Origin of the sequence: Synechococcus sp. CBW1004, from assembly GCF_015840715.1 — a bacterium.
In the GTDB taxonomy this organism is placed as follows: Bacteria; Cyanobacteriota; Cyanobacteriia; order PCC-6307; family Cyanobiaceae; genus Cyanobium.
This window is the reverse complement of sequence record NZ_CP060397.1, coordinates 1,408,271-1,431,096: the sequence shown is the minus strand read 5'-3', so window position 1 is coordinate 1,431,096 and position 22,826 is coordinate 1,408,271. Positions and strand designations below refer to the sequence as shown.

General features: G+C 68.4%; 20 protein-coding genes and 1 tRNA gene. 7 read left to right on the top strand and 14 right to left on the bottom strand.

The window, feature by feature from the left end; translation table 11 throughout:
- Nucleotides 1-236: 236 nt before the first annotated feature.
- A complete protein-coding gene (locus tag H8F25_RS06945) occupies nucleotides 237-992 on the bottom strand; it encodes an amino acid ABC transporter ATP-binding protein (RefSeq protein WP_197212764.1) in 756 nt (251 codons plus the stop codon).
- A 224-nt stretch (nucleotides 993-1,216) separates the two neighbouring features.
- Here H8F25_RS06945 and H8F25_RS06940 point away from each other — a divergent pair, with 224 nt between their 5' ends.
- Nucleotides 1,217-2,671, top strand: coding sequence for an ABC transporter permease subunit (locus tag H8F25_RS06940; protein ID WP_197212763.1), 1,455 nt, complete (start codon nucleotides 1,217-1,219; stop codon nucleotides 2,669-2,671).
- Between the two features lie 56 nt (nucleotides 2,672-2,727).
- Nucleotides 2,728-4,251, top strand: a complete 1,524-nt coding sequence (locus H8F25_RS06935; RefSeq protein WP_197212762.1) for a deoxyribodipyrimidine photo-lyase — start codon at nucleotides 2,728-2,730, stop codon at nucleotides 4,249-4,251.
- A 54-nt stretch (nucleotides 4,252-4,305) separates the two neighbouring features.
- Here the strand turns inward: H8F25_RS06935 and H8F25_RS06930 are convergent, their stop codons facing one another.
- The 5 genes from H8F25_RS06930 to H8F25_RS06910 all read right to left on the bottom strand — a co-directional run bounded on the left by H8F25_RS06930 (nucleotide 4,306) and on the right by H8F25_RS06910 (nucleotide 7,114).
- Nucleotides 4,306-4,695 (bottom strand): type II toxin-antitoxin system VapC family toxin, encoded by a 390-nt coding sequence (locus tag H8F25_RS06930; protein WP_197212761.1) that lies wholly within the window; start codon nucleotides 4,693-4,695, stop codon nucleotides 4,306-4,308.
- A complete protein-coding gene (locus H8F25_RS06925) occupies nucleotides 4,692-4,952 on the bottom strand; it encodes a type II toxin-antitoxin system Phd/YefM family antitoxin (protein WP_197212760.1) in 261 nt (86 codons plus the stop codon). Before H8F25_RS06925 ends, H8F25_RS06930 begins: the two co-directional genes overlap by 4 nt.
- 165 nt (nucleotides 4,953-5,117) lie before the next feature.
- The gene (locus H8F25_RS06920) at nucleotides 5,118-5,717 is read right to left on the bottom strand and encodes a superoxide dismutase (protein ID WP_197212759.1); all 600 of its coding nucleotides are present in this window, start codon (nucleotides 5,715-5,717) and stop codon (nucleotides 5,118-5,120) included.
- Nucleotides 5,718-5,981: 264 nt separating this feature from the next.
- A complete protein-coding gene (locus tag H8F25_RS06915; protein WP_197212758.1) occupies nucleotides 5,982-6,674 on the bottom strand; it encodes an FKBP-type peptidyl-prolyl cis-trans isomerase in 693 nt (230 codons plus the stop codon).
- Between the two features lie 62 nt (nucleotides 6,675-6,736).
- A complete protein-coding gene (locus H8F25_RS06910; protein ID WP_197212757.1) occupies nucleotides 6,737-7,114 on the bottom strand; it encodes a phasin family protein in 378 nt (125 codons plus the stop codon).
- A 95-nt stretch (nucleotides 7,115-7,209) separates the two neighbouring features.
- On the opposite strand from H8F25_RS06910, the gene H8F25_RS06905 reads away from it, so the two are divergent.
- From H8F25_RS06905 to H8F25_RS06895, 3 genes are all read left to right on the top strand, one after another.
- A complete protein-coding gene (locus H8F25_RS06905; RefSeq protein WP_197212756.1) occupies nucleotides 7,210-8,868 on the top strand; it encodes an apolipoprotein N-acyltransferase in 1,659 nt (552 codons plus the stop codon).
- A 540-nt stretch (nucleotides 8,869-9,408) separates the two neighbouring features.
- Nucleotides 9,409-10,587 carry an FIST signal transduction protein gene (locus H8F25_RS06900; RefSeq protein ID WP_231597220.1) on the top strand — a complete coding sequence of 393 codons (1,179 nt, stop codon included), beginning with the start codon at nucleotides 9,409-9,411 and terminating at the stop codon, nucleotides 10,585-10,587.
- Nucleotides 10,584-12,398 (top strand): bifunctional diguanylate cyclase/phosphodiesterase, encoded by a 1,815-nt coding sequence (locus H8F25_RS06895; RefSeq protein ID WP_197212753.1) that lies wholly within the window; start codon nucleotides 10,584-10,586, stop codon nucleotides 12,396-12,398. Before H8F25_RS06900 ends, H8F25_RS06895 begins: the two co-directional genes overlap by 4 nt.
- A gap of 114 nt (nucleotides 12,399-12,512) precedes the next feature.
- Here H8F25_RS06895 and H8F25_RS06890 read toward each other — a convergent pair whose 3' ends face one another.
- From H8F25_RS06890 to H8F25_RS06880, 3 genes are all read right to left on the bottom strand, one after another.
- Nucleotides 12,513-14,891, bottom strand: a complete 2,379-nt coding sequence (locus H8F25_RS06890) for an HAD-IC family P-type ATPase (protein ID WP_197212752.1) — start codon at nucleotides 14,889-14,891, stop codon at nucleotides 12,513-12,515.
- Nucleotides 14,892-14,984: 93 nt separating this feature from the next.
- Entirely contained in the window at nucleotides 14,985-15,515 is a 531-nt protein-coding gene (locus tag H8F25_RS06885) for a cytochrome b/b6 domain-containing protein (protein WP_197212750.1), read from the bottom strand.
- Nucleotides 15,516-15,577: 62 nt separating this feature from the next.
- Entirely contained in the window at nucleotides 15,578-16,486 is a 909-nt protein-coding gene (locus H8F25_RS06880) for a cation diffusion facilitator family transporter (RefSeq protein ID WP_197212748.1), read from the bottom strand.
- An 869-nt stretch (nucleotides 16,487-17,355) separates the two neighbouring features.
- Between H8F25_RS06880 and H8F25_RS06870 the strand changes: the two genes are divergently transcribed.
- A complete protein-coding gene (locus H8F25_RS06870) occupies nucleotides 17,356-17,817 on the top strand; it encodes a hypothetical protein (RefSeq protein ID WP_197212744.1) in 462 nt (153 codons plus the stop codon).
- A 19-nt stretch (nucleotides 17,818-17,836) separates the two neighbouring features.
- Here H8F25_RS06870 and H8F25_RS06865 read toward each other — a convergent pair whose 3' ends face one another.
- Nucleotides 17,837-18,160: a hypothetical protein gene (locus H8F25_RS06865; protein WP_231597219.1), complete on the bottom strand. Its 324-nt coding sequence runs from the start codon at nucleotides 18,158-18,160 to the stop codon at nucleotides 17,837-17,839.
- Here H8F25_RS06865 and H8F25_RS06860 point away from each other — a divergent pair.
- Nucleotides 18,147-18,875 carry a nucleotidyl transferase AbiEii/AbiGii toxin family protein gene (locus tag H8F25_RS06860; protein WP_197212740.1) on the top strand — a complete coding sequence of 243 codons (729 nt, stop codon included), beginning with the start codon at nucleotides 18,147-18,149 and terminating at the stop codon, nucleotides 18,873-18,875. The two genes, H8F25_RS06865 and H8F25_RS06860, sit on opposite strands and share 14 nt — an antisense overlap.
- Nucleotides 18,876-19,076: 201 nt before the next feature.
- Here the strand turns inward: H8F25_RS06860 and H8F25_RS06855 are convergent, their stop codons facing one another.
- The 4 genes from H8F25_RS06855 to argF form a co-directional block, all read right to left on the bottom strand.
- On the bottom strand, nucleotides 19,077-20,588 hold the full coding sequence (locus H8F25_RS06855) for an IS66 family transposase (RefSeq protein ID WP_197210249.1): 1,512 nt from the start codon (nucleotides 20,586-20,588) through the stop codon (nucleotides 19,077-19,079).
- Between the two features lie 207 nt (nucleotides 20,589-20,795).
- Nucleotides 20,796-20,868, bottom strand: a tRNA-Ala gene (locus H8F25_RS06850).
- A 132-nt stretch (nucleotides 20,869-21,000) separates the two neighbouring features.
- Nucleotides 21,001-21,678, bottom strand: coding sequence for a transcriptional repressor LexA (gene lexA, locus H8F25_RS06845; protein ID WP_197212738.1), 678 nt, complete (start codon nucleotides 21,676-21,678; stop codon nucleotides 21,001-21,003).
- Nucleotides 21,679-21,777: 99 nt separating this feature from the next.
- Nucleotides 21,778-22,740, bottom strand: coding sequence for an ornithine carbamoyltransferase (gene argF / locus H8F25_RS06840; RefSeq protein ID WP_197212737.1), 963 nt, complete (start codon nucleotides 22,738-22,740; stop codon nucleotides 21,778-21,780).
- Between the last annotated feature and the right edge of the window lie 86 nt (nucleotides 22,741-22,826).

Here is a 22,826-nt window from a genome sequence, read left to right as displayed (position 1 = left end):
CGAGTGCCGCAGCCTTGGCGGTGGGCCGGCGGCGCGGTGTGCATCGTGGCCTGGGCGTCGGGCATGGCCGGGGCCCCGAAGGCATGGCGAGAGGTGGCGCGCCCGTGGTTGCTGCGGCAGGGTAGATCCCGGACGCCTGCGGCCGGGCCACGGCGTGAGGTGGTCCGGCAGGTCGTGACAGGTTCACTCGTGGACTCAGAGGCGGATCTGCCTGCGGGATTGAGGGAAGAGCGGCTCTACTGACGCTGCAGGAAGCTCCTCAGCCGCTCACTGCGGGGCTGGCCGAACACCTCTGCCGGAGCTCCCTGCTCTTCGATCAGGCCATTGTTGAAGAAAAGAACGCGGCTCGACACCTCACGGGCGAAGCGCATCTCATGGGTGACGACCAGCATTGTCATCCCCGAGTCGGCCAGCAGCCGCATCACCTGCAGCACTTCTCCCACCAGCTCGGGATCCAGGGCGCTGGTGGGCTCATCGAACAGCATCACGTCCGGATTCATGCAGAGACTGCGGGCGATCGCCACCCGCTGTTTCTGCCCTCCCGAGAGTTGCCCCGGATAGGACGCCCCCCGATCAGCGAGGCCCACCTGAGCGAGATGTCGCTCGGCTCGCTCCTGGCATTCCATCAGGGACAAGCGCAGAATCCGGCCTGGCGGCAACACCAGATTCTCCATCACGGTCAGGTGCGGGAAGAGGTTGAACTGCTGAAACACCATTCCCACCCGCAATCGCAATTGCCGCAGCTCACGCCAATGCAGCGAGCCCCCCGGCACAGCGGCGCCGAGCACCCGGAGTTCACCCTGCTCAAAGTTTTCCAGTCGGTTCAGGCAGCGCAGGAAGGTGCTTTTGCCACAACCGGAAGGGCCGATGATCGACACGACATCCCCGGACTTCACCGTGGCGCTCACGCCACGCAACACCTTGAGATCGCCATAGCTTTTGTGCAGATCGGTGCACTGCAGGACGACAGGCGTCGTGGAGGGGGCGATCATCGGGTGATCAGTGTGATGGGGTTGTGGCCAATCATCCAGGCGGTCAGCCTAGTCAGGGTCGAGGGTTCCGTCTGCTCTGGTGTCCCTGGAACGCTCCGACCCGGAGGCCAAGCCCCGGGGGAGGCACGGTGGCGTCATCATCAGTCACGCCTGCCATGGCTCGGCGATCGCCGTGGGCTGGCCTGACCCCACGGTGGGCGTCGGGTCGGAGCCGTCTGCGCCACATGCTGACGGGCCTGCTGGCCGGGCTGCTGGCGGTCGGCCTTGCGGGCAGTCTCTGGGCGTCCCCCGTCAAGACGTGGAAGGTCGGTACCGATCCCACGTTCCCACCGTTTGAGTATCGGGACAAGACAACCAATCAGATCACCGGGTTTGACATCGATCTGATCGAGGCGATCGGCCGGCAGGCCGGCCGCCGGATCGAGCTGGTTGCTCTGCCGTTTGATGGGGTGATTCCTGCCCTGCAGTCCGGCACGATCGACGCGGCGATCAGCGCGATGACGATCACAGCGGATCGGGCTCGGGCGATTGATTTCAGCCGCCCCTATTTCCAGGCGGGTCAGGCGATCGTTGTGCGCGAGAACGGGCCTGCCATCAACGGGCTGGAGGATCTCAAAGGCCGACGCATCGCCGTGCAGATCGGCACCACCGGTGCCCTCAAGGCCAGCGAAGTTCCCGATGCGAGGGTGAGCAGCTTTGACTCGACGCCGCTGGCACTTCAGGAACTTGCCAATGGCAATGCCGATGCTGTGGTGAGTGATATTCCGGCAATTCTGTATGCAATTGATCAGGCCAACCTCACCGGTCTGAGGATCAGCGGAGAGCATCTCAGCAGCGAGTATTACGGCATTGCCACCCGTCAGGGATCGCCGGTTCTCGCCTCGGTGAACGAGGCCCTCGCGACACTGTTCAGCAATGGCGAGTATGCGGCGCTCTATCGCCGCTGGTTTGGAGCCGAGCCGCCGGTCCTGCCCGAAGTCGCCCCTGGTCTGGAGGCGAATCGTTCGGCGCAGAAGGGCCTGGATCTGCAGCTTCTTCTGGTCAATCTTCTCAAGGGAGCGGCCATCACCCTGCTGCTCACCGTGCTCTCGTTCAGCTTCGGGCTCGCCGGTGGCATCGGCCTGGCGATGCTGCTGCAGGCCCCCTGGCCGCTGGCCCACCGGCTGTGCCGCGTGTACATCGAGTTCTTCCGGGGCACGCCGATGCTGGTGCAGCTGTTTCTGATCTATTTCGGCCTGCCGGCCCTGCTGCAGAGCCTGCAGCTGCCCTTCACCATCGATCGCATGCCGGCGGCCGTGACGGCCCTGAGCCTCAACGTGGCGGCCTATCTGTCCGAAACGCTGCGCAGCGGCATCGAGTCGATTGACCGGGGCCAATGGGAGGCGGCCGATGCCCTCGGCTTCAGCCCGCTGGAGCGGATGCGCTTTGTGATCGCTCCCCAGGCGATCCGCCGTGTGATCCCACCGCTGGCCAATGAGTTCATCACCCTGATCAAGGACACCAGCCTGGCGGCGGTGATCGGGTTCGATGAATTGTTCCGGCAGGGACAACTGATGGTCGCCACCACCTACCGCGCTTTCGAGATCTACATCGCCGTCGCCCTGGTGTATCTGGTGATGACCACCACCGCCTCGCTGTTGTTCAAGCGCCTCGAGCGGCGCCTGCGCCTTCCCGCCTGAGGCCGGCGCCCGCACGGGCCGCGCCGACGCAGCGGCCCCCCTTAGGCTCCGCCGCCATGGAGCCTGTGCACGTCGTCTGGTTCAAGCGCGACCTGCGCACGCCTGACCACGGGCCCCTGCTCGAGGCAGCGCGCTGCGGGCCGGTGTTGCCGCTGTATGTGGCCGAACCGGAGCTCTGGGCGCAGGAGGACGCTTCCGGCCGTCAGTGGGCGTTCGTGGCCGAATCGCTGGCGGAGCTGCGTGAGGATCTCGCGCAACGGGGGCAGCCGCTGCTGGTGCGGGTCGGTGCGGTGGTGCCGCTGCTGGAGCGTCTGCGGCGGCGGGTGGCGATCGCCGGCCTGTGGAGCCATGAGGAGACGGGCAACGATTGGAGCTACCGGCGCGACCAGGCGGTGGGAGCCTGGTGCGTTCAGCACGGCATCCCCTGGCGGGAGGTTCCCCAGAACGGTGTCGTGCGGCGGCTGCGCAACCGTGATGGCTGGGCTCGCCGCTGGGAGGAGCGGATGGGATGCGAGCCCTTACCGGCTCCGGATCGTCTGCAGCCCCTGGAGGGGAACTGGGCCCCGGGGCCGATTCCTGCGGGGGCCGATCTGGGCCTGGAGCCCGATCCCTGCCCAGGGCGTCAGCCGGGAGGCCGCCGCGCCGGCCTGGATCTGCTGGAGAGTTTTCTGAAGGAGCGGGGCCGCGGCTATGCCCGCGGGCTTTCCAGTCCGCTGACGGCGTCATCGGCCTGCTCGCGCCTGTCCCCCCATCTCGCCTTCGGCACGCTGTCGCTGCGGGAGGTGGTGCAGGCCAGCCGCCGGGGCGGCGGTCCGCGCGCTTTTGAGGAGCGGCTGCACTGGCACTGCCACTTCATTCAGAAGCTCGAAAGCGAACCGGAGCTGGAGGTCCGCGATGCTCATCCCGCCTACGCCGGCCTGCGCGACACCGATGCCGAGCGGCTGCAGGCCTGGAGCGAGGGGCGCACCGGCTGGCCGTTCGTCGATGCCTGCATGCGGGCCCTGATCGCGGAAGGCTGGATCAATTTCCGGATGCGGGCGATGCTGATGGCGGTGGCCAGCCAGCACCTGTGGATCCACTGGCGCGACAGCGGCCTGGTGCTGGCCCGCCTGTTCGTCGACTACGAGCCCGGCATCCACTGGAACCAGTGCCAGATGCAGGCGGGAACGACGGGGATCAACATCGTGCGGATCTACAACCCGATCAAGCAGGGGCTCGATCAGGACCCGCAGGGCCTGTTCCTGCGCCACTGGCTGCCGGAGCTCGCGATGGTGCCGGTGGTGTATCTCCACACCCCCTGGACGATGAGCGACGCGGAGCAACGGGCGGCGGGCTGTGTCCTGGGCGACGAGTACCCGTTGCCGCTTCTCGATCACCGGCAGGCCGCCCGTGAGGCACGGGAGAAGGTGTGGGCGGTGCGTGGGAGTGAGGCCTTTCGCCGCACGGCAGATGCCATTCAGGAGCGGCATGGCTCGCGCCGCTCGGGTTTGAAGACCCCCCGCAACGGCGTCAGCCGCAGACGGCGCTCCCAGGACTCCGGTTCTGCCAATCAGCAACAGCTCAGCCTTGAGTTGGGCTGAGGGATGTCCCTTCTGAGGCTGGTGGGCTGTCGGCTTGCTGCGCCAGCGAACGGCTCAGCTCAGCCTCTGCTCGTCTTCAAACTGGATGAAGGCCGGATCGCTGCTCACCAGGATCAGCTGATCGGCTGCTGCCTGGGCCGCCAGGAGGCGATCGAACGGGTCCCGATGCTCCACCTCCCAGAGGCCCGCGCGACGGGCGACATCGCCGCGGATCGGCAGTTCGGTGGCCGCCAGCCGGTCGAGAACCAGACCGTAGTTGTTCACCACGGCGGCGGCCTGCTGCAGCTTGCCAAGCCGCCATTTCGTGGCGATCTCCCAGGCGGTTGCGGCGCTGACGAACAGCTGGTTGGCTCCATCCTCCAGGCCGTCACGCTGCCCTGGGGAGAGCCTGTCCGGCTCCAGAGCAGCCCAGAGCAGCACGTGGGTGTCCAGCAGCAGCCTCATGCCTCCCAGGCCCGCAGTTCCTCCTCTGGCAGGGGATCGAAGAAGGCGGCATCCACCTGCCCCTGCAGGAAACCCAGCTGACGGCGTGGCTGGGGATCCAGCGGAACAAGCTGGGCGATGGGCTTGCCATGTCGGGCCAGCACGATGCGTTCACCGGCGGAGACCCGGGCCAGCAGAGCCGAGAGGTGGGTTTTGGCCTCCTGCACGTTGATGCAGCGGGGTTCGGGCGGGAGCGACGAGGGGGGGCCGGGAGCCATGACGTGGAATCTGGTCTGGTTGATCTGGTCAGACTAGCTGTGCTGCCAGCCAGCAAAAAGCCCCCCGCGGGGAGGGCTGGGCCGCCGGGCTGTGGGTTGCCAGGTCTGGCTCTGGCATCAGCGGAAACCCACCTGCCGAAGGCAGGCGGGAGCATCATCCGACGATCAGGCTGCGGCCAGATTGGCGGCCACGAAGTCCCAGTTCACCAGCTTGTCGAGGAAGGTGCTGATGTAATCGGGCCGGCGATTCTGGTAGTCGAGGTAATAGGCGTGCTCCCACACGTCCATCGTGAGCAGGGCTTTCTGGCCATGGGCCAGGGGCAGGTCGGCGTTGGCGGTCTTGGTCACCTTGAGGGTGCCGTTGTCGAGCACCAGCCAGGCCCAGCCGCTGCCGAACTGGGTGGCGCCGGCGGCCTTGAACGCCTCGACGAACTTCTCGAAGCTGCCGAAATCAGCGTTGATCCTGTCGAGCAGGGCGCCGCTGGGGGTGCCACCGCCACTGGGCTTGATGCACTGCCAGTAGAAGCTGTGGTTCCACACCTGGGCGGCGTTGTTGAACACACCGGCCTTGGAGGCGTCCCCGGCCACCGCCAGGATCGTGTCCTCGAGGCTCTTGCCCTCCAGGTCGGTGCCGGCCACCAGATTGTTCAGGTTGGTGACGTAGGCGTTGTGATGCTTGCCGTGGTGGAACTCCAGCGTCGAGCGGGAGATGTGGGGCTCGAGCGCATCGAGGCCGTAGGGCAGTGCGGGCAGCGTGTGCGCCATGGGGTGGGAGAGAGGGACGACGACGGAGGGGAGGGCAGGGGCCGCAACAGGCCCGGGACCTGCCCGACGGGCCCATGGACCCGGTTGAAGTCATCTTAACGATCACTTCATTGTGTAAGGGATGTGACGCCGGACAGGTCTGCAGAGGCTCCCTTGCCTCCGGGCAGCGGTGCCGGCAGTGCCTGCATGGCTGGGCACCGCCGTCTCGCCGGGGGTGGCCGCCCCGGAGAGGGAGCCCCAGTCTTCGCTCGGCTGGGCGCTGGATCAGCGGCCGACGCCGAGCAGTTCGACCTCGAAGATCAGCGTGGCGTCGGGGGGAATCACGCCGCCGGCCCCGCGGGAGCCGTAGGCCAGTTCAGGCGGGATCACCAGCTTCCGCTTGCCGCCCACCTTCATGCCCGCCACGCCCTCGTCCCAGCCCTTGATCACGCGGCCGGCGCCGAGCGGGAACTGGAAGGGACCGCGGCCGTAGCTGCTGTCGAACTCCTTGCCATTCGTGAGGGTGCCCCGATAGTTCACGGACACCAGCTCGCCGCTCACCGCCTCGGCACCGGTGCCGATCTCGAGATCGGTGATGCGCAGACCGCTCTCGGTGACGACCTCCTTCGGGGCGCTCATCGAGCCGCCCAGAGCGGACGCTCCCCCTGCGGTCAGGGTCTCGTCGCTGGAGCCGCCGGGGGCTGCGCTGCTGGGGGCCATGGTGAACAGGGTGGGGTTGGGGTCGTTGGGGTCGAGTTCCAGGGGCGCCGAAACGGCGGCGACCACAGCGGCCTGGGCTTTGCCGCTGCTGCGTGGCGCCCCTGCCATGGCGGTGGCCACCTGAACCACGCCGGCCTGGCTTTCAGGGCCGGAGGCCTGGGCCGAGGGCAGCACCGGGCTGGGGGCCACCAGCTGGCTGATGAAGGCCACCAGCAGGCAGCTGAGGCAGACCGCCGTGCTGATCAGGATGTCGCGCATGCCGAGGGAACCGCTGGCGCGGATTCTGGCAGGGCCCCTCCGCAGCGCCCCGGCCCGCGGTTTCAGTCGGGCGGCAGGTCGCTGTCATCGACGCCCTGGGGCGCGGCCTCGCTCCAGCCGCCGCCGCGCTGGCGCAGCTGCCGCTCGAGCCGGTCGAGTCGGCCGCGCAGCTCATCCACTTCCCGCTGGCGCGCCAGGCCGAGATCGGCCAGCAGGTCATCGCGGTTCCGTTCGAGCTGGCGCTCCGCCTGCTGTTCCAGCTCCGGGTTCTCGCCCCGCAGCGCCTTGAGCACGTCCTCCATCAGGGCGGAGGCGTGGTTGGGGTCGAGTCGGCCGCTGCTCACCCATTCCTGGCTGACGTAGCGGAGCCTGTCGGCCACCAGGGAGGTGGTGCCCAGGCCGCGCAGCAGCAGCATCTGCAGCAGATTGCCCTGATCCATGGTGATGCGGTCCTCCAGCAGACTGTGTGGGACACCCTCCGGGGATGGTGCGAGGGGTCGTGATCCGAGACTGGCGCCTTCCCGGCTCCCGGGCCATGGGCAATGACCGGCTGCGGCAGGTCTGCCTGGCCATCGGCTCAGGTCTGCTCGCCGGCCTGGCTCTTCCCCCGCTTGGCCTGCCGCCGCTGCTCTGGGGCGCTCTGGCGCTGCTCTGGTCTCTGGCCGCTCCCGGCGAGCAGGGAGCCTCCCGCCAGCCCGGCAGAGTCCGCCAGTTCGTGGCGGCGCCGAGGCGCACGGCTGACGAGCCTCTCTCCCCGGCCCCGCTGCCGTCGTCGTTGCCTCCGCTGGCCGGGGGCCTCCGCTCGCGGCCGCTGGGCCAGGTTCCGGCCGCTTTTGCCGCGTGGTTGCCGCACGTGGTGGCCCTGGAGGGGCTGCTCTGGGGGCTGGCGGCGGTGCTGCTCAGCCATCGCTGGCTGCTCTGGCTGCATCCGCTCGACTGGATCGGCGTGCCCGGGCCTCTGAGCCTGCCGCTGTGCCTGTTGCTCTGGCTGCTGATCGCCCTGGCCGGCGGTCTGCTGGTGGGTCTGTGGCTGGCCCTGATGCGCCGCCTCGGGCCGACGCGCCTGTCGACCGCCCTGATCGGATCGGCGCTCTGGGGCCTGGCGGAGGTGGCCCTGGCCCGCGGTCCGCTGTTCTGGATCGGGGTGGGCGCCGCCGCGCTGCCGGGGGATCCCGCCCTGGCGGGAGTGGCCGCGCTGGGGGGAGCCGGGCTGCTGGCGGCTCTGCAGGTGTTGATCGGCTGGGGGCTGTGGTGGGTGTTCCGCTCCGGAGCAGGGCGCCGTCGCCGCTTCCTGCTCTGCCTGGGCCTGGTGCTGGCCGCCCACCTGGCCGGCCTGGCCGCCCTGGCGGCGGTCGCCCCCGATGACGGCCCCCGGGAGCGGGTGCTGCTGCTGCAGCCGGCCATCCCCACCCGTCGCAAGTTCGAGGCGGCCGAGCAGCTGCGCTTGCTGCGCCAGCTGGCCCTGGCGCAACGGGCCGCCGTCGGTATGGCCCGCACCCTCGTGCTGCCGGAGGGGGCGCTGGCCCTGGGGCAGCCGCTGCCCGAGCCGGCGCCGGTGGAGGTGCTCAGCGGCGGCTTCCGGCTGGAGGGCCTGGAGCATCGCAGCAGCCTGCTGCGCTTCGCTCCCGGCGATGTGGTGGCTGACCAGTGGCTCGACAAGCACCGGCTGGTGCCGCTGGGGGAGTGGGTGCCCGCCTCGGGGCTGCTGCGCTGGAGCGGCCTCTCGGCGGTGGGGGGCCTGCAGAGCGGCCCTCCCTCGCGGCTGCTGCGCCGTCCCGAGGGACCGGTGGCGGTGGCGATCTGCTATGAGCTCTCCGACGGTCGCGCCCTGGCCAGTGCCAGCCGCGATGGGGCCCAGTGGCTGCTGGCCAGCGCCAATCTCGATCCCTACCCCCTGTTGCTGCAGCAGCAGTTCACGGCCCTGGCGCGGCTGCGGGCGATCGAGAGCGGCCGCTGGCTGGTCAGCGCCGCCAACACCGGCCCCAGCCTCGCGGTCGACCCCCGTGGCGTCGTCCGCTCACAGCTGCCGGCTGGGCGCAGCGTCCGGGCGGCGGTCGAGATCCATCGCCTGCAGGCTCCGACGGGTTATCTCCGCTGGGGCGAGGGGCCGCTGCTGGTCCTGCTGGTTCTGGGGGTGGTGCTTCGGTTGATCGCCCAGCGGGGCTGGTGGGGGAGCAGGCCTGAGGCTCCCTGACGCTCTCGGCTCGGTGATCCGGTTCCGTGAGAGGTCGATCTGGACATGACCTGCCGTTCCGCCGTCCCCTACCCCAGCGGTGGTGCTTCAGGGCGTCTCCCCACCTGCTCATGACGGGGCCTCTCAGAGGCCGTTCCTCACGGGTGTCGTGGCTGCCGCTCCTGCCCCCTCAAACCCCCGGGAACGCCGCTGTTCCATGCTGGAACACCCGGCGGTGTCGGCATGGCCTTCGGTATCGCTACAGGCTTGCGCAGGTCTGGCTCCACAGCCAGAGTCGGGATGTACCGCACGTTGCCGCAAACCGCAGAGGCTGCCGGTTCCGATGCCTCTCTGTACGGCCCCCACCGATCCAGATTGTTGCCGGAGCTTGATCGGTGCCTGTGGGTCCAGGCCATGACACTTCCAGGGCCGCGATCCGCTCTCCCGCCGAGCGGGGCCGTCGCGCCACTTGTCTGACGACTGCCGCCCTGACGACAGCCGCCGCCCCGCTCCTCCCCTGCCGCCACCATGACCTGCTCCGCATCTGGACCTTCCGCCGTCGTGGTCCCGGCCACGCAGGAACGGACCCGCTGGATCCGGGTGGGAAGCTCCCTCGACCCCGACAACGATCGGGCGGTCGAGGAGGCGCTGCAGCCTCTGCTCCAGGCCGGCAAGCCGAAACTGGTGTTGCTCTTCGCCTCGGCGACCCACGATCTCGAATGCGTCGCGTCCAGGCTGGCCGATGCCTTCGGGGAGGACGTGGTGATCGGCTGTTCCACGGCGGGGGAGCTGGCGCCGGATCGTTCCAGTCTGGGTGGCCTCACGCTGTGGGCCCTCGGTGGTGAGGGCTTCACGGTGTCCCTCGGCATGGGCCAGGGTGGTCCGGAGGGGTTGCGCCAGGCCGCCAACGAGGCTGCGCACTGCCTCGATCGCCTGGAGAGGCGCGCCCACACCGTGCTGGTGCTGCTGGCCGACGGTCTCTGTGGCGATCAGGTGGAGGTGGTGCGGGGGGCCTACGACGTGGCCGGGGTGGAGGTGCCCCTGGTGGGCGGCTGCGCCGGTGATGACCTGGCCATGCAGCGCACCCATCAGGTGTTCGGGCGCAGGCTGCTGCGACAGTCGGTGGTCGCTGCCGCGATCAGCTCCGATGCACCCCTGGGGATCGGCGTCTCCCACTGCTGGGAGCCACGCTCCGCCCCGATGCTGGTCACCGCCAGCACGGGCACCGAGGTGATCAGCCTGGATGATCGACCCGCCCTGGATGTGCTGCTGGAGGCCTTTGAGGCACCGGAGGACGTGCGGACGAATGCCGAGATCTTCACCAGCTGGGTCACCACCCGGCCGCTGGGCATCCGCCGTCGCGATCGCATCGAGATCCGGTACGTCGCCGGCGCCGATTTCACCCGGCGCTCTCTGAAGACGATCGCCGAGGTACCTCAGGGTGGACTGGCCCATCTGATGCAGGGGGATGGCCACTCGGTGCTCGAGGCCACCCAGCAGGCCTGTGAGATGGCCGCCCAAGCTCTGGAGGGACAGCCGATGCAGGGGTTGCTGCTGTTCGACTGCGTCGCCCGCCGCTCCGTGCTGGCCGAGGACCGCATCGTCGAGGAGGTGCAGCGGATCAACAGCGTCCGCGGCGATCTGCCGGTGGGCGGCTTCTACACCTACGGGGAAATCGCGCGCACCCGTGGTGCCGGCGGCTTTCACAACCAGACCCTCGTCGCCCTGGCACTGGCATGAACGAGGTCCCCTGGTCGCTGCATCTGCTCTCGGAGGTGCTCGCCGCCTTCACGGTGGACGATCCGCAGGCGCTGCGTTCAGTGATTCATCGCGTCGCCGAAGCCGTCGATGCGGAGGTGGTGGCGATCGTCAGTCCTCAGCAGGTGAAGCTGTGCATCGGGTTGTCATCCCGGCAGCAGGCGCCGCTGCCCTCCCTGGTGACGCGCCAGCCGACCACCCTGCCCCTGGGCGAGCAGTCGCTCCATGCGCACTGGGCACCGTTGGGTGAGAAGGATCAGCTGCTGGTGGCACGGCTGGGTGAGCCCTTCGATCTGGAGGAGCGTTCGCTGCTGCGGGCGATGGGGCGCAGCATCGAGCTCAGCAGCGAGGTGCTGCGGGCCGTCAAGGCGGAGCGAGAGGCCAAGGAGCAGGCCCTGCTCCAGGCCACCCATGACGCCATGACCGGTCTGCCGGGCCGGGCACTCGTGCTCGAGCGGCTCGAGGAGCTGCTGCAGGGACGCGGCCGCGAGCCCGATGCCACACCGACGGTGCTGTTCGTCGACATCGATCGCTTCAAGCAGATCAACGATGCCCACGGGCATGCCTCAGGCGATCAGTTCCTCTGTGCAGTGGCGGAGGCGCTGCGCGGCGTGGTGCGTGGCACCGATCTGGTCGGGCGTCTGTCGGGGGATGAATTCGTGGTGGTGACGTGCACCCGCCGGCAGGAGGAGGCGGAGATCCTGGCCCGACGCATCATCGAGCGGGTCAGTCGGCCCCTGCTGCTGGCCGGCAAACTGGTGAGCCACTCCCCCTCGATCGGGATCGCCTTCGAGGAGGTCCAGACGCTCCCCCGCGAAGGCTCACAGGCGGCGACTCCTTTCGAGGCCGCCGCTGGCGCCGCGACGGGCCCGGGCTCCGACCCCGTGGCGCAGAGCGCAGAGGCGCTGATCGAGAACGCCGACATGGCGATGTATCGCGCCAAGGATCTCGGCCGCGGTCGCTTTGCCTGTTACGACTCCGGCATGCGCCTGCAGGCCCAGCGGCGCGCAGCGACGGAGATGGAGCTGCGGCGTGCGGTCCGCCATGGGGAGCTGCTGCCGTTTTTCCAGCCGATCGTGCGGATGCCGGAGCGACGCATCGTCGGCTTCGAGGCCCTGGTCCGCTGGCAGCATCCGGGGCATGGCCTGTTGCCCCCGAGTGAGTTCGTGCCGGTGGCGGAGGACAGCGGTCTGATCGTCGAGATCGATCTGCACATCCTGCATGCGGCTTCGCGCATCCTGGCGGACTGGAAGCGTCGCTTCCCGGGGTTATCGCTGCGGCTCTCGGTGAATGTGTCCGGTCGCACCTTCGTGGATCCGGCTCTGACAGCGCATGTGACCGAGGCGCTGGAGGCATCGGGCCTGAGCGCCGATGAGCTCTATCTGGAGATCACCGAGACGATGCTGGTGGAAGACATCGACTCCACCACCGAGGTGGTGGAAAGGCTCAAGCAGCTGGGCATCCAGCTGGCCATCGATGATTTCGGCACCGGTTATTCCTCGCTTCTGTATCTCAAGCGGTTCCCGATCGGCATCCTCAAGATCGACCGCTCCTTCATCGATGGCCTCGGCATCGACCGTGAGGATGAGGTGATCGTCAAGGCGGTGATCGGCGTGGCGCGCGCCCTCGGCATCGCCCTGGTGGCGGAGGGGGTGGAGACCGATCGCCAGCTGCAGATCCTCGAAGACCTCGGCTGTGATTTCGTGCAGGGCTATGGCCTCGGGCGCCCGATGGATGCCTCCGCCGCGGAGCAGCTTCTGCAGCAGGCCGCCCTGGCTCTGGAGCGAGGCTGATCCGGCGCCGCATGGCACCGTCGGTCGCTGCACCGCTGGGCTGCGTTCACCGGGGCGGTATCCGCATCGTGCATGCCATCGGTTCCTTGATGGACCAGCCGTCAGCTGCCGGGCTCACGCTTCAGAGCGACGCCACCGGGCCTGGTGTTCACGCGCCACCGTCAGCAAGGTCAGCAGGAGCACCGTCAGCAGCAGCAGTCCCATCGCCTGCCGGTCCAGGGGCGCGAGCAGCAGCAGGGACGGCAGCCCCGGGATGGCCTGCAGCAGGAGCCACAACCCCAGGCCGATGGCGCCGCCCAGCTGGGTGAGGCGGTGATGGGGTTCGCCGTTGAGCCACACCAGCACGCCGCCGCCGAGCAGCAGCAGAGCGAACACCAGGCTGCGTCGCTCCACCATGGCGAGGCCCGGCCAGCAGGCCAGGATCAGAGCCAGCAGCGCGAAGGTCCCCCCCTGCAGCAGGGCCCGCCGCCAGGTGTCGGCGCCGAACAGGGGGGCCTCAGGCGGCCGCGGGGGCTGCTGCATCAGGCTGGGGCTGGCAGGCAGGGCCTCGAACACCACGGTGCAGGCCGGATCGATCACCAGGTGCAGCAGGGCGATGTGCACCGGCAACAGCAGCAGCGGCTGGCCGGGAACCAGCAGCGGCAACAGGCTGATCGCGGCGATCGGCAGGTGAATCGCCAGGGTGTACCCGAGGGCGCGATGCAGGTTGGCCTCGATCCGCCTTCCCAGGGCAAGAGCCTCCACCAGGCTGCTGAAGTCGTCCTGCAGCAGCACCAGATCGGCCGATTCGCGCGCCACGGCGGTGCCACGCTGGCCCATCGCCACGCCGATGTCGGCGGCCTTGAGGGCCGGGGCGTCGTTGACGCCATCACCGCCCATCGCCACCACGGCCCCGGCCGCCTGCAGCGCCTGCACCAGCTGCAGCTTCTGCTGCGGCAGCACCCGCGCGAACACGCTCACCTGCGCCACCTGAACGGCCAGCTCCCGGGGAGTCAGGCTCTCCAGATCGGCGCCGCTCAGCACAGGCCCCGGCGGCAGGCCGGCCTGATCCGCGATCGCCCTGGCGGTCTGGGGCCCATCACCGGTGATCATCACCACCCGCACGCCGGCCCCATGGGCCCTGGCGATGGCGGCAGGCACCTCGGTGCGCAGGGGATCGGCCAGGGCGATCAGACCTGCCGGTTCAAACAGGTAGTCATGCACGTTGGCGGGCGGGCTGCCGGCCTGAGGCCTCCTCCCGGAACCGTTGAGGTGGGGATGCAGGGGGGCGCCATCGAGGCCGCGCGCCACTGCCAGCACGCGCAGCCCCTGACCCGCCAGCTCCGACGCCGCGCCCAGCAGGGCGTCGCTGGTGCCTGGATCCAGGTGGCAGAGCCTGGCGATCGCCTCCGGCGCCCCCTTGGCGGCCAGATGGGGGTCACCGGCACCGTCGTGCCAGAGCTGGGAATAGACGAGCAGATCGCTCTGCAGTGGGTATTCCCGCGCCAGGGGCCAGTCGGGATGCAGGTGTTCGCTGTGTCTGAGCTCCTCATCCGCCAGGCGCTGGATGGCCAGCTCCATCGCGTCCACCGGGTCATGGCGGCTGGCCAGCACCGCCAGCTCCAGCAGCCCATGCCAGGGCTCCTCAAGCGGTTCACCGCGGCGCCAGCACTCGTGGGCGGGCCAGGTGAGGAGCTGAGACACCGCCATGCGGTTCTCGGTGAGCGTGCCGGTCTTGTCGACCGCCAGCACCGTGGCGCTGCCCAGGCTCTCGACGGCCGCCGGCCAGCGGGCCAGCACGCCGATGCGGGCCAGACGCAGGGCGCCGAGGGCCAGAAACAGGGCCAGCACCACCGGGATCTCATTGGGCAGCACCGCCAGGGCCAGGGCCAGCGCCGCGAGCAGCGCGTTGCTCCAGTCGCCGCTGAGGCCGCCCTGCACCAGTGCCAGCGCCGCGCAGAGGGCCAGGGCCAGCAGGGAGAGCCGGGCTGTGAGCCGGCGGGTGTGGCGCTGCAGGCGCGTCGGCGGTGGCTCCACCGCGGCCAGGCTGCGGCCGATCCGGCCGAGTTCGGTGGCCTCCCCCACGTCCACCACCGATGCCCAGCCACGACCGCTGGCCACCAGAGACCCGGCGCGCAGCAGCTGGCCTGGCTGCTCGCGGGCCACCGGCAGCGACTCCCCCGTGAGCAGCGATTCATCCAGCCACAGGCCCACCCCTTCGAGCAGCTGGGCGTCGGCGGCCACCCGGTCGCCCTCTTCGAGCCGCAGCCGATCCCCGGCCCGCAACTGATCAGGCGGCAGCTCCAGCTCCACCCCATCGCGCAGCACCTGGGCCCGCGGGGCGGACAGACGGGCCAGTTCCGCCAGGGCGCGGCGGCTGCGGCGCTGCTGCCAGGCATCGAGCAGGCTGATGCCCGCCACGAACACCAGCAGAATCGCCGCCTCCTGCGGCTCGCCGATCAGGCCATAGATCAGCGCGCAGGCCAGCAGCAGCAGGTTGGTGGGCTCCAGCACGGGGGGCGCAGCGCTTGATCCATGCTGCTCTGGGCTGCCGCTCCTGGCCCTGCCCCGTATGGCAGGCCAACGCCATGCCAGTGCTCGCCGCGGTCAGCGTCCGGCCCTGAAGGACCGGCGGATCTGATCGAACCAGTTCCCGGGCAGGTCACCCGGCCGCAGCTGCACACTCGCCATCGAGCGGGCGAGGGGCCAGCCGCCACGCTGCAGCACCCCCGCCACATGCAGCGACACCGCCAGGGCGATCAGCAGCCAGGCCAGCAGATGGACGCTGTAGACGAGGTGATCGAGCTGGCCGTCGCGCAGCCAGTCCTCGTCCATCAACTTGCCGCTCCCCACCGCCAGGGCCAGCGCCACCAGGGCGAGGGCATTGGCGGGCTGGCGCAACCGGGCACGGCCGGCGGTGAGGGCATACAGCCCGAAGAGCAGGGCGATCGGCCAGAGCAGAACCCCCACGGTGCCGTGGATGTCGATCCAGTCCCCGGCCAGGGTGAAGGGAAGGCGGCCGAACCGACCGTCACTGGTGGAGACCACCACCAACCCCGTCAGCCAGGCCAGCGGCACCAGCAGGGCTGTGGCGCCATGCAGCAGGCGCAGCAGGGAGGGTTGGTAGGGACGGCGCATGGCGTCTAAGGGGAGATCCGGGCGGGACGGGAGGGGAGTCTGGGGCGAAGGAAGAGCGGGCCTCAGCCCTGCTCCCAGCGGAAGCCCAGGTCCTCCCAGGCCCGGGGATCCTCGATCGGCTCCAGATGGGTCATGACGTGCGTTCGGGTCAGGGTGGCGGCCACCCGGTGCTCCAGCTCCTCGCAGAGATCATGGCCGGCCTGCACCGTCCAGTGGCCCGGCACGAGAACGTGGAAGGACACGAAGCGACGGGAACCGGCCACGCGGCTCCGCAGCGCATGGAAGCGGATCTCCTCGGTTTCATAAGACGCCAGAAGCTTCTCAAGCAGCTGCTGCTCCGGATCGGGCAGAGAGCGATCCAGCAAGCCGGAGGCCGTTTCGTGAAACAGCGTCCAGCCGGTGACCACGATGTGCACGGCCACGGCGATCGCGATCAGGGGATCGAGGATCGTCAGACCGGTCAGCTTGACCAGGCCGATGCCCAGAACCACACCGGCCGAGGTCCAGACATCGGTGAGCAGATGGTGGGCATCCGCTCGCAGGGTGATCGAATCAAAACGCCGAGCGGCCTTGAGCAGCACCCAGGCCACCAGCGCATTGAGCGCCGTGGCGGCCAGGGACAGGGCAAGGCCGATGCCGATCTGCTCGAGAGGCTCGGGCTGCTGCAGGCGGCCGATGGCGGTGTGAAGGATGGCGAGGGCCGCCACCACGATCAGCACACTTTCCAGGCCACTGGAGAAGTATTCCGCCTTGAAATGGCCATAGTGATGGGTGCGATCGGCGGGCTTGGCGGCCAGGGTCAGGGCCCAGAAGGCACCCAGGGCCGCCACCAGGTTGACCCCCGACTCCATCGCGTCGGAGAGAAGCCCCACCGATCCGGTGAGGCGCCAGGCCAGCGTTTTGAGCACGATGGTCGCGACCGCCGCTGCCGTCGAGAGCAGGATGACGTGGCGGGGGGAGGCAAAGACCATGGGGGGTGGGGAAGGATCCCGGTGGGGCCAGCGTTGCTGTTCATGATCCAGGACCTCTGTCGTGGAAGCCACAGCAGGAGGTCGTCCCGGGCCGGGGCTCAGGCCAGGAGCTGCCTGTCGAGACAGCCCCGCCACCATGAAGAGCCATCGCTGGGCTGGTGCAGCCGTGATGGGGAGCCGTGAGCGGAGAGCAGCCATGAACGATCTCCCTGCGATGGCTGGGCGAGGGGTGAAAGGGGATTCACTTGTCTCTCGGCCTTGAGTTGGATGAATGGATGAAAAAGATCGGAAATGATTAAAGTGCTGCATAGTCATTCCGGCGCCCTCTCTGCCTGTGTAGGCTCTGGAAAAGGGGGGGGGAGAATGGATGGATTCTTCACCTCATGGCCACGATTTCACCCGCAGCCTGGGTCTGAAGAAGGCTGGCGACAGGCGTCAGTCTCCTGGTGATCGGCGGGCCGAGCCGAGATACGCCCCTGATGAGGGGGTGGTCGAGGTGGTCCTCTTGAGATGCTGCAGTGGCGAAGTGCTGCCGGCTGACCTGCTTGACATCAGCCATTCCGCTGTTCGGCTGGCGATTCATCCGGGGGTGCAGATGGAGCCTGGTGATCGATGTCTCCTCTGTTGGAAGTCCCTCTCGGGAGAGGAGGATTGCCTGGAGGGAATGGCCGTGCGGGTGCAGGCCCATGACATGATCACGGTCGTCGTCATCTCCTTTCAGGGTGTTGCAGCAGGCTCCTGAGGCCGAGCGCACCTGTGGTTCGGGGGGGTGGATCGGATCGCATCATGGCTGTGGATCGTGCTGAACCACCGGCACGCAACGCCTCGGTCAATCTGACCTCGTCAACCAACCAGCCAGATCCCTGTCCATGGACTCCCGACGCTTTGGCACCGCGCTGCGCCTGGGCATCGAGTATCGAGCAAACGTTGTGAGGCACTGCATCACGGTCCTCTCCGCGGCGACACTGGGGCTGACCGGCTCCGCTCCTGTGCCTGGCAGTGCCGCGCCGTCCCCGGGCGGAAGCAGCATCCTCAGCTATTCCGTCGTCCGTCAACCGATTGAACGGGTTCGTTTCAGCGACGGTTCGACTGTGCTTCTGCTCACATCCTTCTGCTCCGAGCAGATCGGCAGTGGCGTTGAGATCCTGGTCCAGGGCTACCCTTCCGGTTCGCTTATCGAAGCCAGTATCAACGATCAGACGATGCGGTTGGCTGAAACCAGTCCTGGCTTATTCACGCACATACGCATCTCCAATCAGCCTGACCATCAGGTCGTTGTCACGACTCCCGATGGCGGACGAGCAACGACGGGTCTTGCCGGCTGCAGCTGACTCAAGCCGTCTTGTGGAATCATTTCAGGCGCTCACAGATGGAGCGCGGCTGGTCTCCCTGGCTGGGCTCATCAACGCCGAGTTTGCTTGTGGGCAGCATTGCCTGAACCATTGGCAACTGCGGCAGCTGGGCCAGGCAGGCCTGCATCATCTTGAGGTTCGGATCGGACGCCATCTGGCGAGCCAGGCCCATCGCCTGCGTCTGAGCCCCAGCCTCGTTCCCAACCCTGCAAAGACTGCGGATCTCGCCTTGGGCACGCTCTGCCTGCTCTTGGAGACGCTTCAATGCAGAACGGTCCACGCGAGCCATACAGGCCTGCATTCCCTGCATGGCTTCCATCATCTGCCGTCCATCGGGCTGGGGGGAAGCCGAGACCGCTGCGGCCGCAGTCACCCTTGAGCTGGATCGGGAGCAGCCAGAAGCAGGCCGGCGGCAGCCACCCACCATCGTCATCCACTACCAATCGCTGATCCCGGCGCCAGACAACAGCTCTGGGTATGTGCGGCCGACAGTGCGGCTGGAGTTCGGCGCCCACTCCACCGGCGAACCGCACGGGCCAATGCCTGTCACCTGTGAAGCGGCGACCCATCTGGCGATGCTCGACTTCCCGGCCGCCAGACCACTGGTGATTGATGCCAGGCGCACCTTCCTGGAGAAGGCCGCGGCGATCCATGTCGCCTGCAGGCGGGGGCGCTGGGGCAGCGGCGAGGGCGAGCGCTATTCACGCCACTGGTATGACCTCGATCGCCTGGCCCGTGCAGGCATCGCGGAGGCGGCCATTCGTGACCGCCCCCTCGCCGTGGAGGTGGCGCAGCACAAGGAGGACTTCTGGCGTGCCACGGATGCCGATGGGCAGCCGATCAGCTATGCCCAGGTGATCAACGGTGAGCTGCAACTGGTTCCGACTGCTGCCTCCCGGGAGGCGCTGGAAGCGGACTACAGGGCCATGACCGACTCGGGGATGCTGCGCGGTGAGATCCCGAGATTCCTGGAGTTGCTGGAGCGGATTGCGCTGCTGGAGCAGCAGTGCAATGCCATCGCCCGCTCTGTCAGCTGAGCCGCCAGGGCGACACGCAGTCGCGTCAAGGGCGCCTCGGTTTTTGCGCTACGTAGCGCAAAACGGCTTGAGCCCCTGCTCCTGGGCATCCGCTTGCCTCAGTTGTAAGCGTTCAGGGGTCGGGACACCCCAGTGCGTCAGTCAATCTCCGATCTCTCCTCTGAGAGGGGCCATCTGTTCCTTCCACGTGTGATCGCTGCCTCAGCGATCCGGCACCAGCGATGGCATCACGCCGCCGAGGCGATGGGCAATCCAGGCCTGCTCCAGGAATTGCCAGACATCGCGGCCCTGCTGCCGCAGGGTGGCGGTGACGGTGAGCAACCGGCTGCGGCAGATGGCGCCGCCGGAGGACTGGACGCCATGGCTGATCTTGCGGTGAATCACCGATTGCCGCAGTGCCCGCTCGGCAGCGTTGTTGGTGGGCTCGATCCCTGGCGTTTCCAGAAAAGTCCAGAGCGCCTGCTTGCGCTGCAGCAACTGGCGACAGGTTCGCACCGTCTGGGCCCAGGGCGTTTGCTCGCCCCGCTCACAGCCCAGATCCACCACCCGCTGCAGCGTGGCCTCGAACGCCAAGCGGAGGGGGTGGCATCGATGCAGGAGCTGGGGCCGGTCGATCGCTCCGCTCTTCCACTGGTGCCAGTGAGCGAACAGATGCTGCTGCAGAGCCAGCATCTGGGCTCCGATCTCCCTGCTGGCGCCCTGGCGTTCAGCGATGGCCGCCAGATCCCGGATCAGGTGGGCCCAGCACAGCTGCCGCTGCTCCACGGGCAGGTGGTTGTAGGCCGAGAAGCGATCACTCACCACGATCCCTGCAAAGGTATGGCCCAGAAGCTCCATTGCCGCTGCACTTGAGCGGCTCAGGCCCTGCAGGAACACCGTAACCAGTGGTGTGACCATGACCCACTGCCAGCCGCGCCTGCCAGCAGGATTACAACCGTCGGCGTTGCCGGTGGGGGCGCCGGTTTCATCCACGTAGGCCACCGGCTGCTGCCGGGCCACCTCCAGGGCTTCCTCCACCGCCTGCTGCAGGGCTGCGCTCAGACGTGCCCGGATGGTGGCGATAGCGCCGCGGCTGATTTCCACACCCAGCAGCTGATCCAGCAGCGCCTGGGTTCGGCCGAAACTCAGGGGAAAGGCGCTGCCCAGCAGTCCCACCAGGCCGCTCAGGCGTGGGCCGTAGCGGCTGGGCTCCACATCCGCCGGCAGCTCGGCGCAGGTGCTGGTGGAGCAGCAGGGGCAGACCAGACGGTGCAGACGGTGTTCGATCACCACCGGGCTGATCGGTGGAATCTCGATCACCTGATGGCGCAGCGGCTCCGCATCCTCCCCCTGTAGCAGGGTGCCGCAGCGGCGGCAGGCGTCCGGGTGGTGCTCGAGCACCTCATCCACACGCGCGATCGGCAGCAGCTCCGGCCCTGCTCCCGGGTGCCCCTGCTGACCACCCCGCTTGCGACCAGTGCCTTTGCAGCGGGTGGGCGGCTTAAAACCCGTGCCGTCACTGGAGGGCGGCTTGGAGGAGTTGCGGGAGTTGCGGCCGATCCGCTCGCGCAGGCTGGCCAGTTCCGTCGCCAGGTCGGTGAGCTGCGCTCGGAGCTGGTCGTTCTCCTGCTGTTGTCTCTGGAGCTGTGCAAGAACCTCAAGGAAGCCAGCCCTCACGCCCACCGGAGTGGAAGCCCAGTCCGCTTCTGAAATCCCGGCCGGAGGGGTGGTCATCGCAGGAAGTCTCTGCCTGAGATGCAACCGGGATTCAAGCCGACGTCAAGGGTTCAGTCGTATCGATGTTCGCGATGAGCTGTCCCGCCCCCCTGAATGGGTACCCTCAGTTTTGCGCTGGATTTTGCGCTATCGGGCCAGATCGCGGCTCTGCGGGCGATCTGAGCAAAAGAAAAGACCCCTTGCAGCGCAAGGGGTCTGACTGAATGGAGCCAAGCGGACTCGAACCGCTGACCCCCTGCATGCCATGCAGGTGCTCTACCAGCTGAGCTATGGCCCCATTGTCATCGATTGGCTGGCCTGACGCTGGTCGTCTGGACTGGCCCGCGGGCCTTGCCATGTCGATGGAGAAAGCTTACACCGCAGCGGGTCCGCTCTCGACAGTGCGGGGGGCCGCCTGCCGCGGCGCTGTTCAGACCTGGCGCCAGACCGCTACGAGCTTGCCCTGCACGCTCACCTGGTCGGCGGGAAGCACGATCGGCTCGTAGGCGGGGTTGGCCGCCTCGAGGGTGATGGTGTCGCCCCGGCGGTGGAAGTGCTTGAGGGTGGTGCCGCTGCCGCTCACCTGGGCGCTGACGATCGTGCCGTTACGCAGGAGGCTGGGATCCAGCACCGGTTCGAGCAGCACCACGTCGCCATCGGCGATGTGCGCCTCCACCATCGAATCGCCGTTGACCGTGAGCGCGAACAGGCCTCGCGTCTCCAGCATCGGTGTCAGGTCCAGTCGCTCCTGTAGGTCCTCGTAGGGCTCCACCAGTCCGCCGGCTGCCACGCTGCCGAGCACCGGGATGCCACGCTCACCCCTTCCCCCCAGCAGCTGGAGGGTGCGGGCCTGTCCCTCCTGCCAGGTGATCCAGCCCTTCTGCTGCAGATGGCGCAGGCGGCTCTGGATCGGCGCCGGCGAACGCAGCCCCATTGCCTCCATCATCTGGCGGATCGAGGGGCTGTGGTGATGGCTGCGGATGTAGTCCTCCAGCCAGTCGAACAGCTGCTGCTGGACGGTGGTGAGCACCTGCCGTTCACCCTGGTCCGGGTGCCTGGATGGGCCGCCTGGCTCGCTGCGGGGCTGGAGCCTGACAGGGCTGGGCATGGAGGGTTCTGGGTGCGCTGATACAGATGTACCGCCGCGCGGGTCTCTTGTCCAGTCGGGCGGGACCCGTCGCCTGCGCTCGCTCTGTTGCGGGCCCGCTCAGTCCGCCGCCAGCAGGGTCGCCAGCAGGGCCTGCTGGGCGTGGAGACGGTTCTCGGCCTGATCGAAGATGCGGCTGCTGCTGCCCTCCATGGCGCCGGCGCTGATCTCCAGTCCTCGGTAGGCAGGCAGGCAGTGCAGCACGATCGCCCGGGGATCGGCCTCGGCGATCAGCTCTTCATCGAGGCACCAGCCGCTGAAGTCGCGTTCGCGCTTCGCCTTCTCCTCCTCCTGTCCCATCGAGGCCCAGACATCGGTGTAGAGGGCATGGGCGCCGCGCACGGCCGCCACCGGGTCCTGAACCACGCTGATCTCGCAGCGACCGGCCGCCAGGTGGCGCGACTGAGCGAGAACCTCTGCACTGGGCTCGTAGCCGACTGGGCCTCCGATGCGCACATTCACTCCCAGCAGTGCCCCGCAGAGCATCAGCGAGTGGGCCACGTTGTTGCCATCGCCCACATAGGCCAGGGTCGCCCCGGCCATGTCATCGGGGCTGCCGCCGAAGGCCTCCTGCAGGGTCAGGTAGTCGGCCAGGGCCTGACAGGGATGCTCCAGATCGGTGAGCGCGTTGATCACCGGGATGGAGGCCCAGTGGGCATAGTCGCGCAGCTCCTCCTGGGCGAAGGTGCGGATCGCCAGGGCGTTGACGTAGCGGCTGAGCACCCGGGCCGTGTCGGCCACCGGTTCACCCCGGCCCACCTGGGTCACGGAAGGATTGAGGTCCAGTGTCTGACCGCCCAGGCGCGCCATCGCCACCGTGAAGCTGACGCGGGTGCGGGTGGACGCCTTGGAGAAGATCAGGCCCAGCATGCGGCCGCCCAGGTCGATGGACCGTCGACCGGCCTTGAGATCAGCGGCCAGGCGCAGCAGCTGCGCGGTCTGCTCCGCTCCGGCGTCCGCGGAGGAGAGGAAGTCCTTCCCCTTCAGCTCCGCCAGAGCGGGATAGGCGCTGAGGGTCGCCATGGATCGTGACCAAAGATCCCTTATCGGGGATGGGGGGGACCTCCGTCAAGGGGCCAGACGGCTCGGAGACCTGCCGAGGTCGTGGG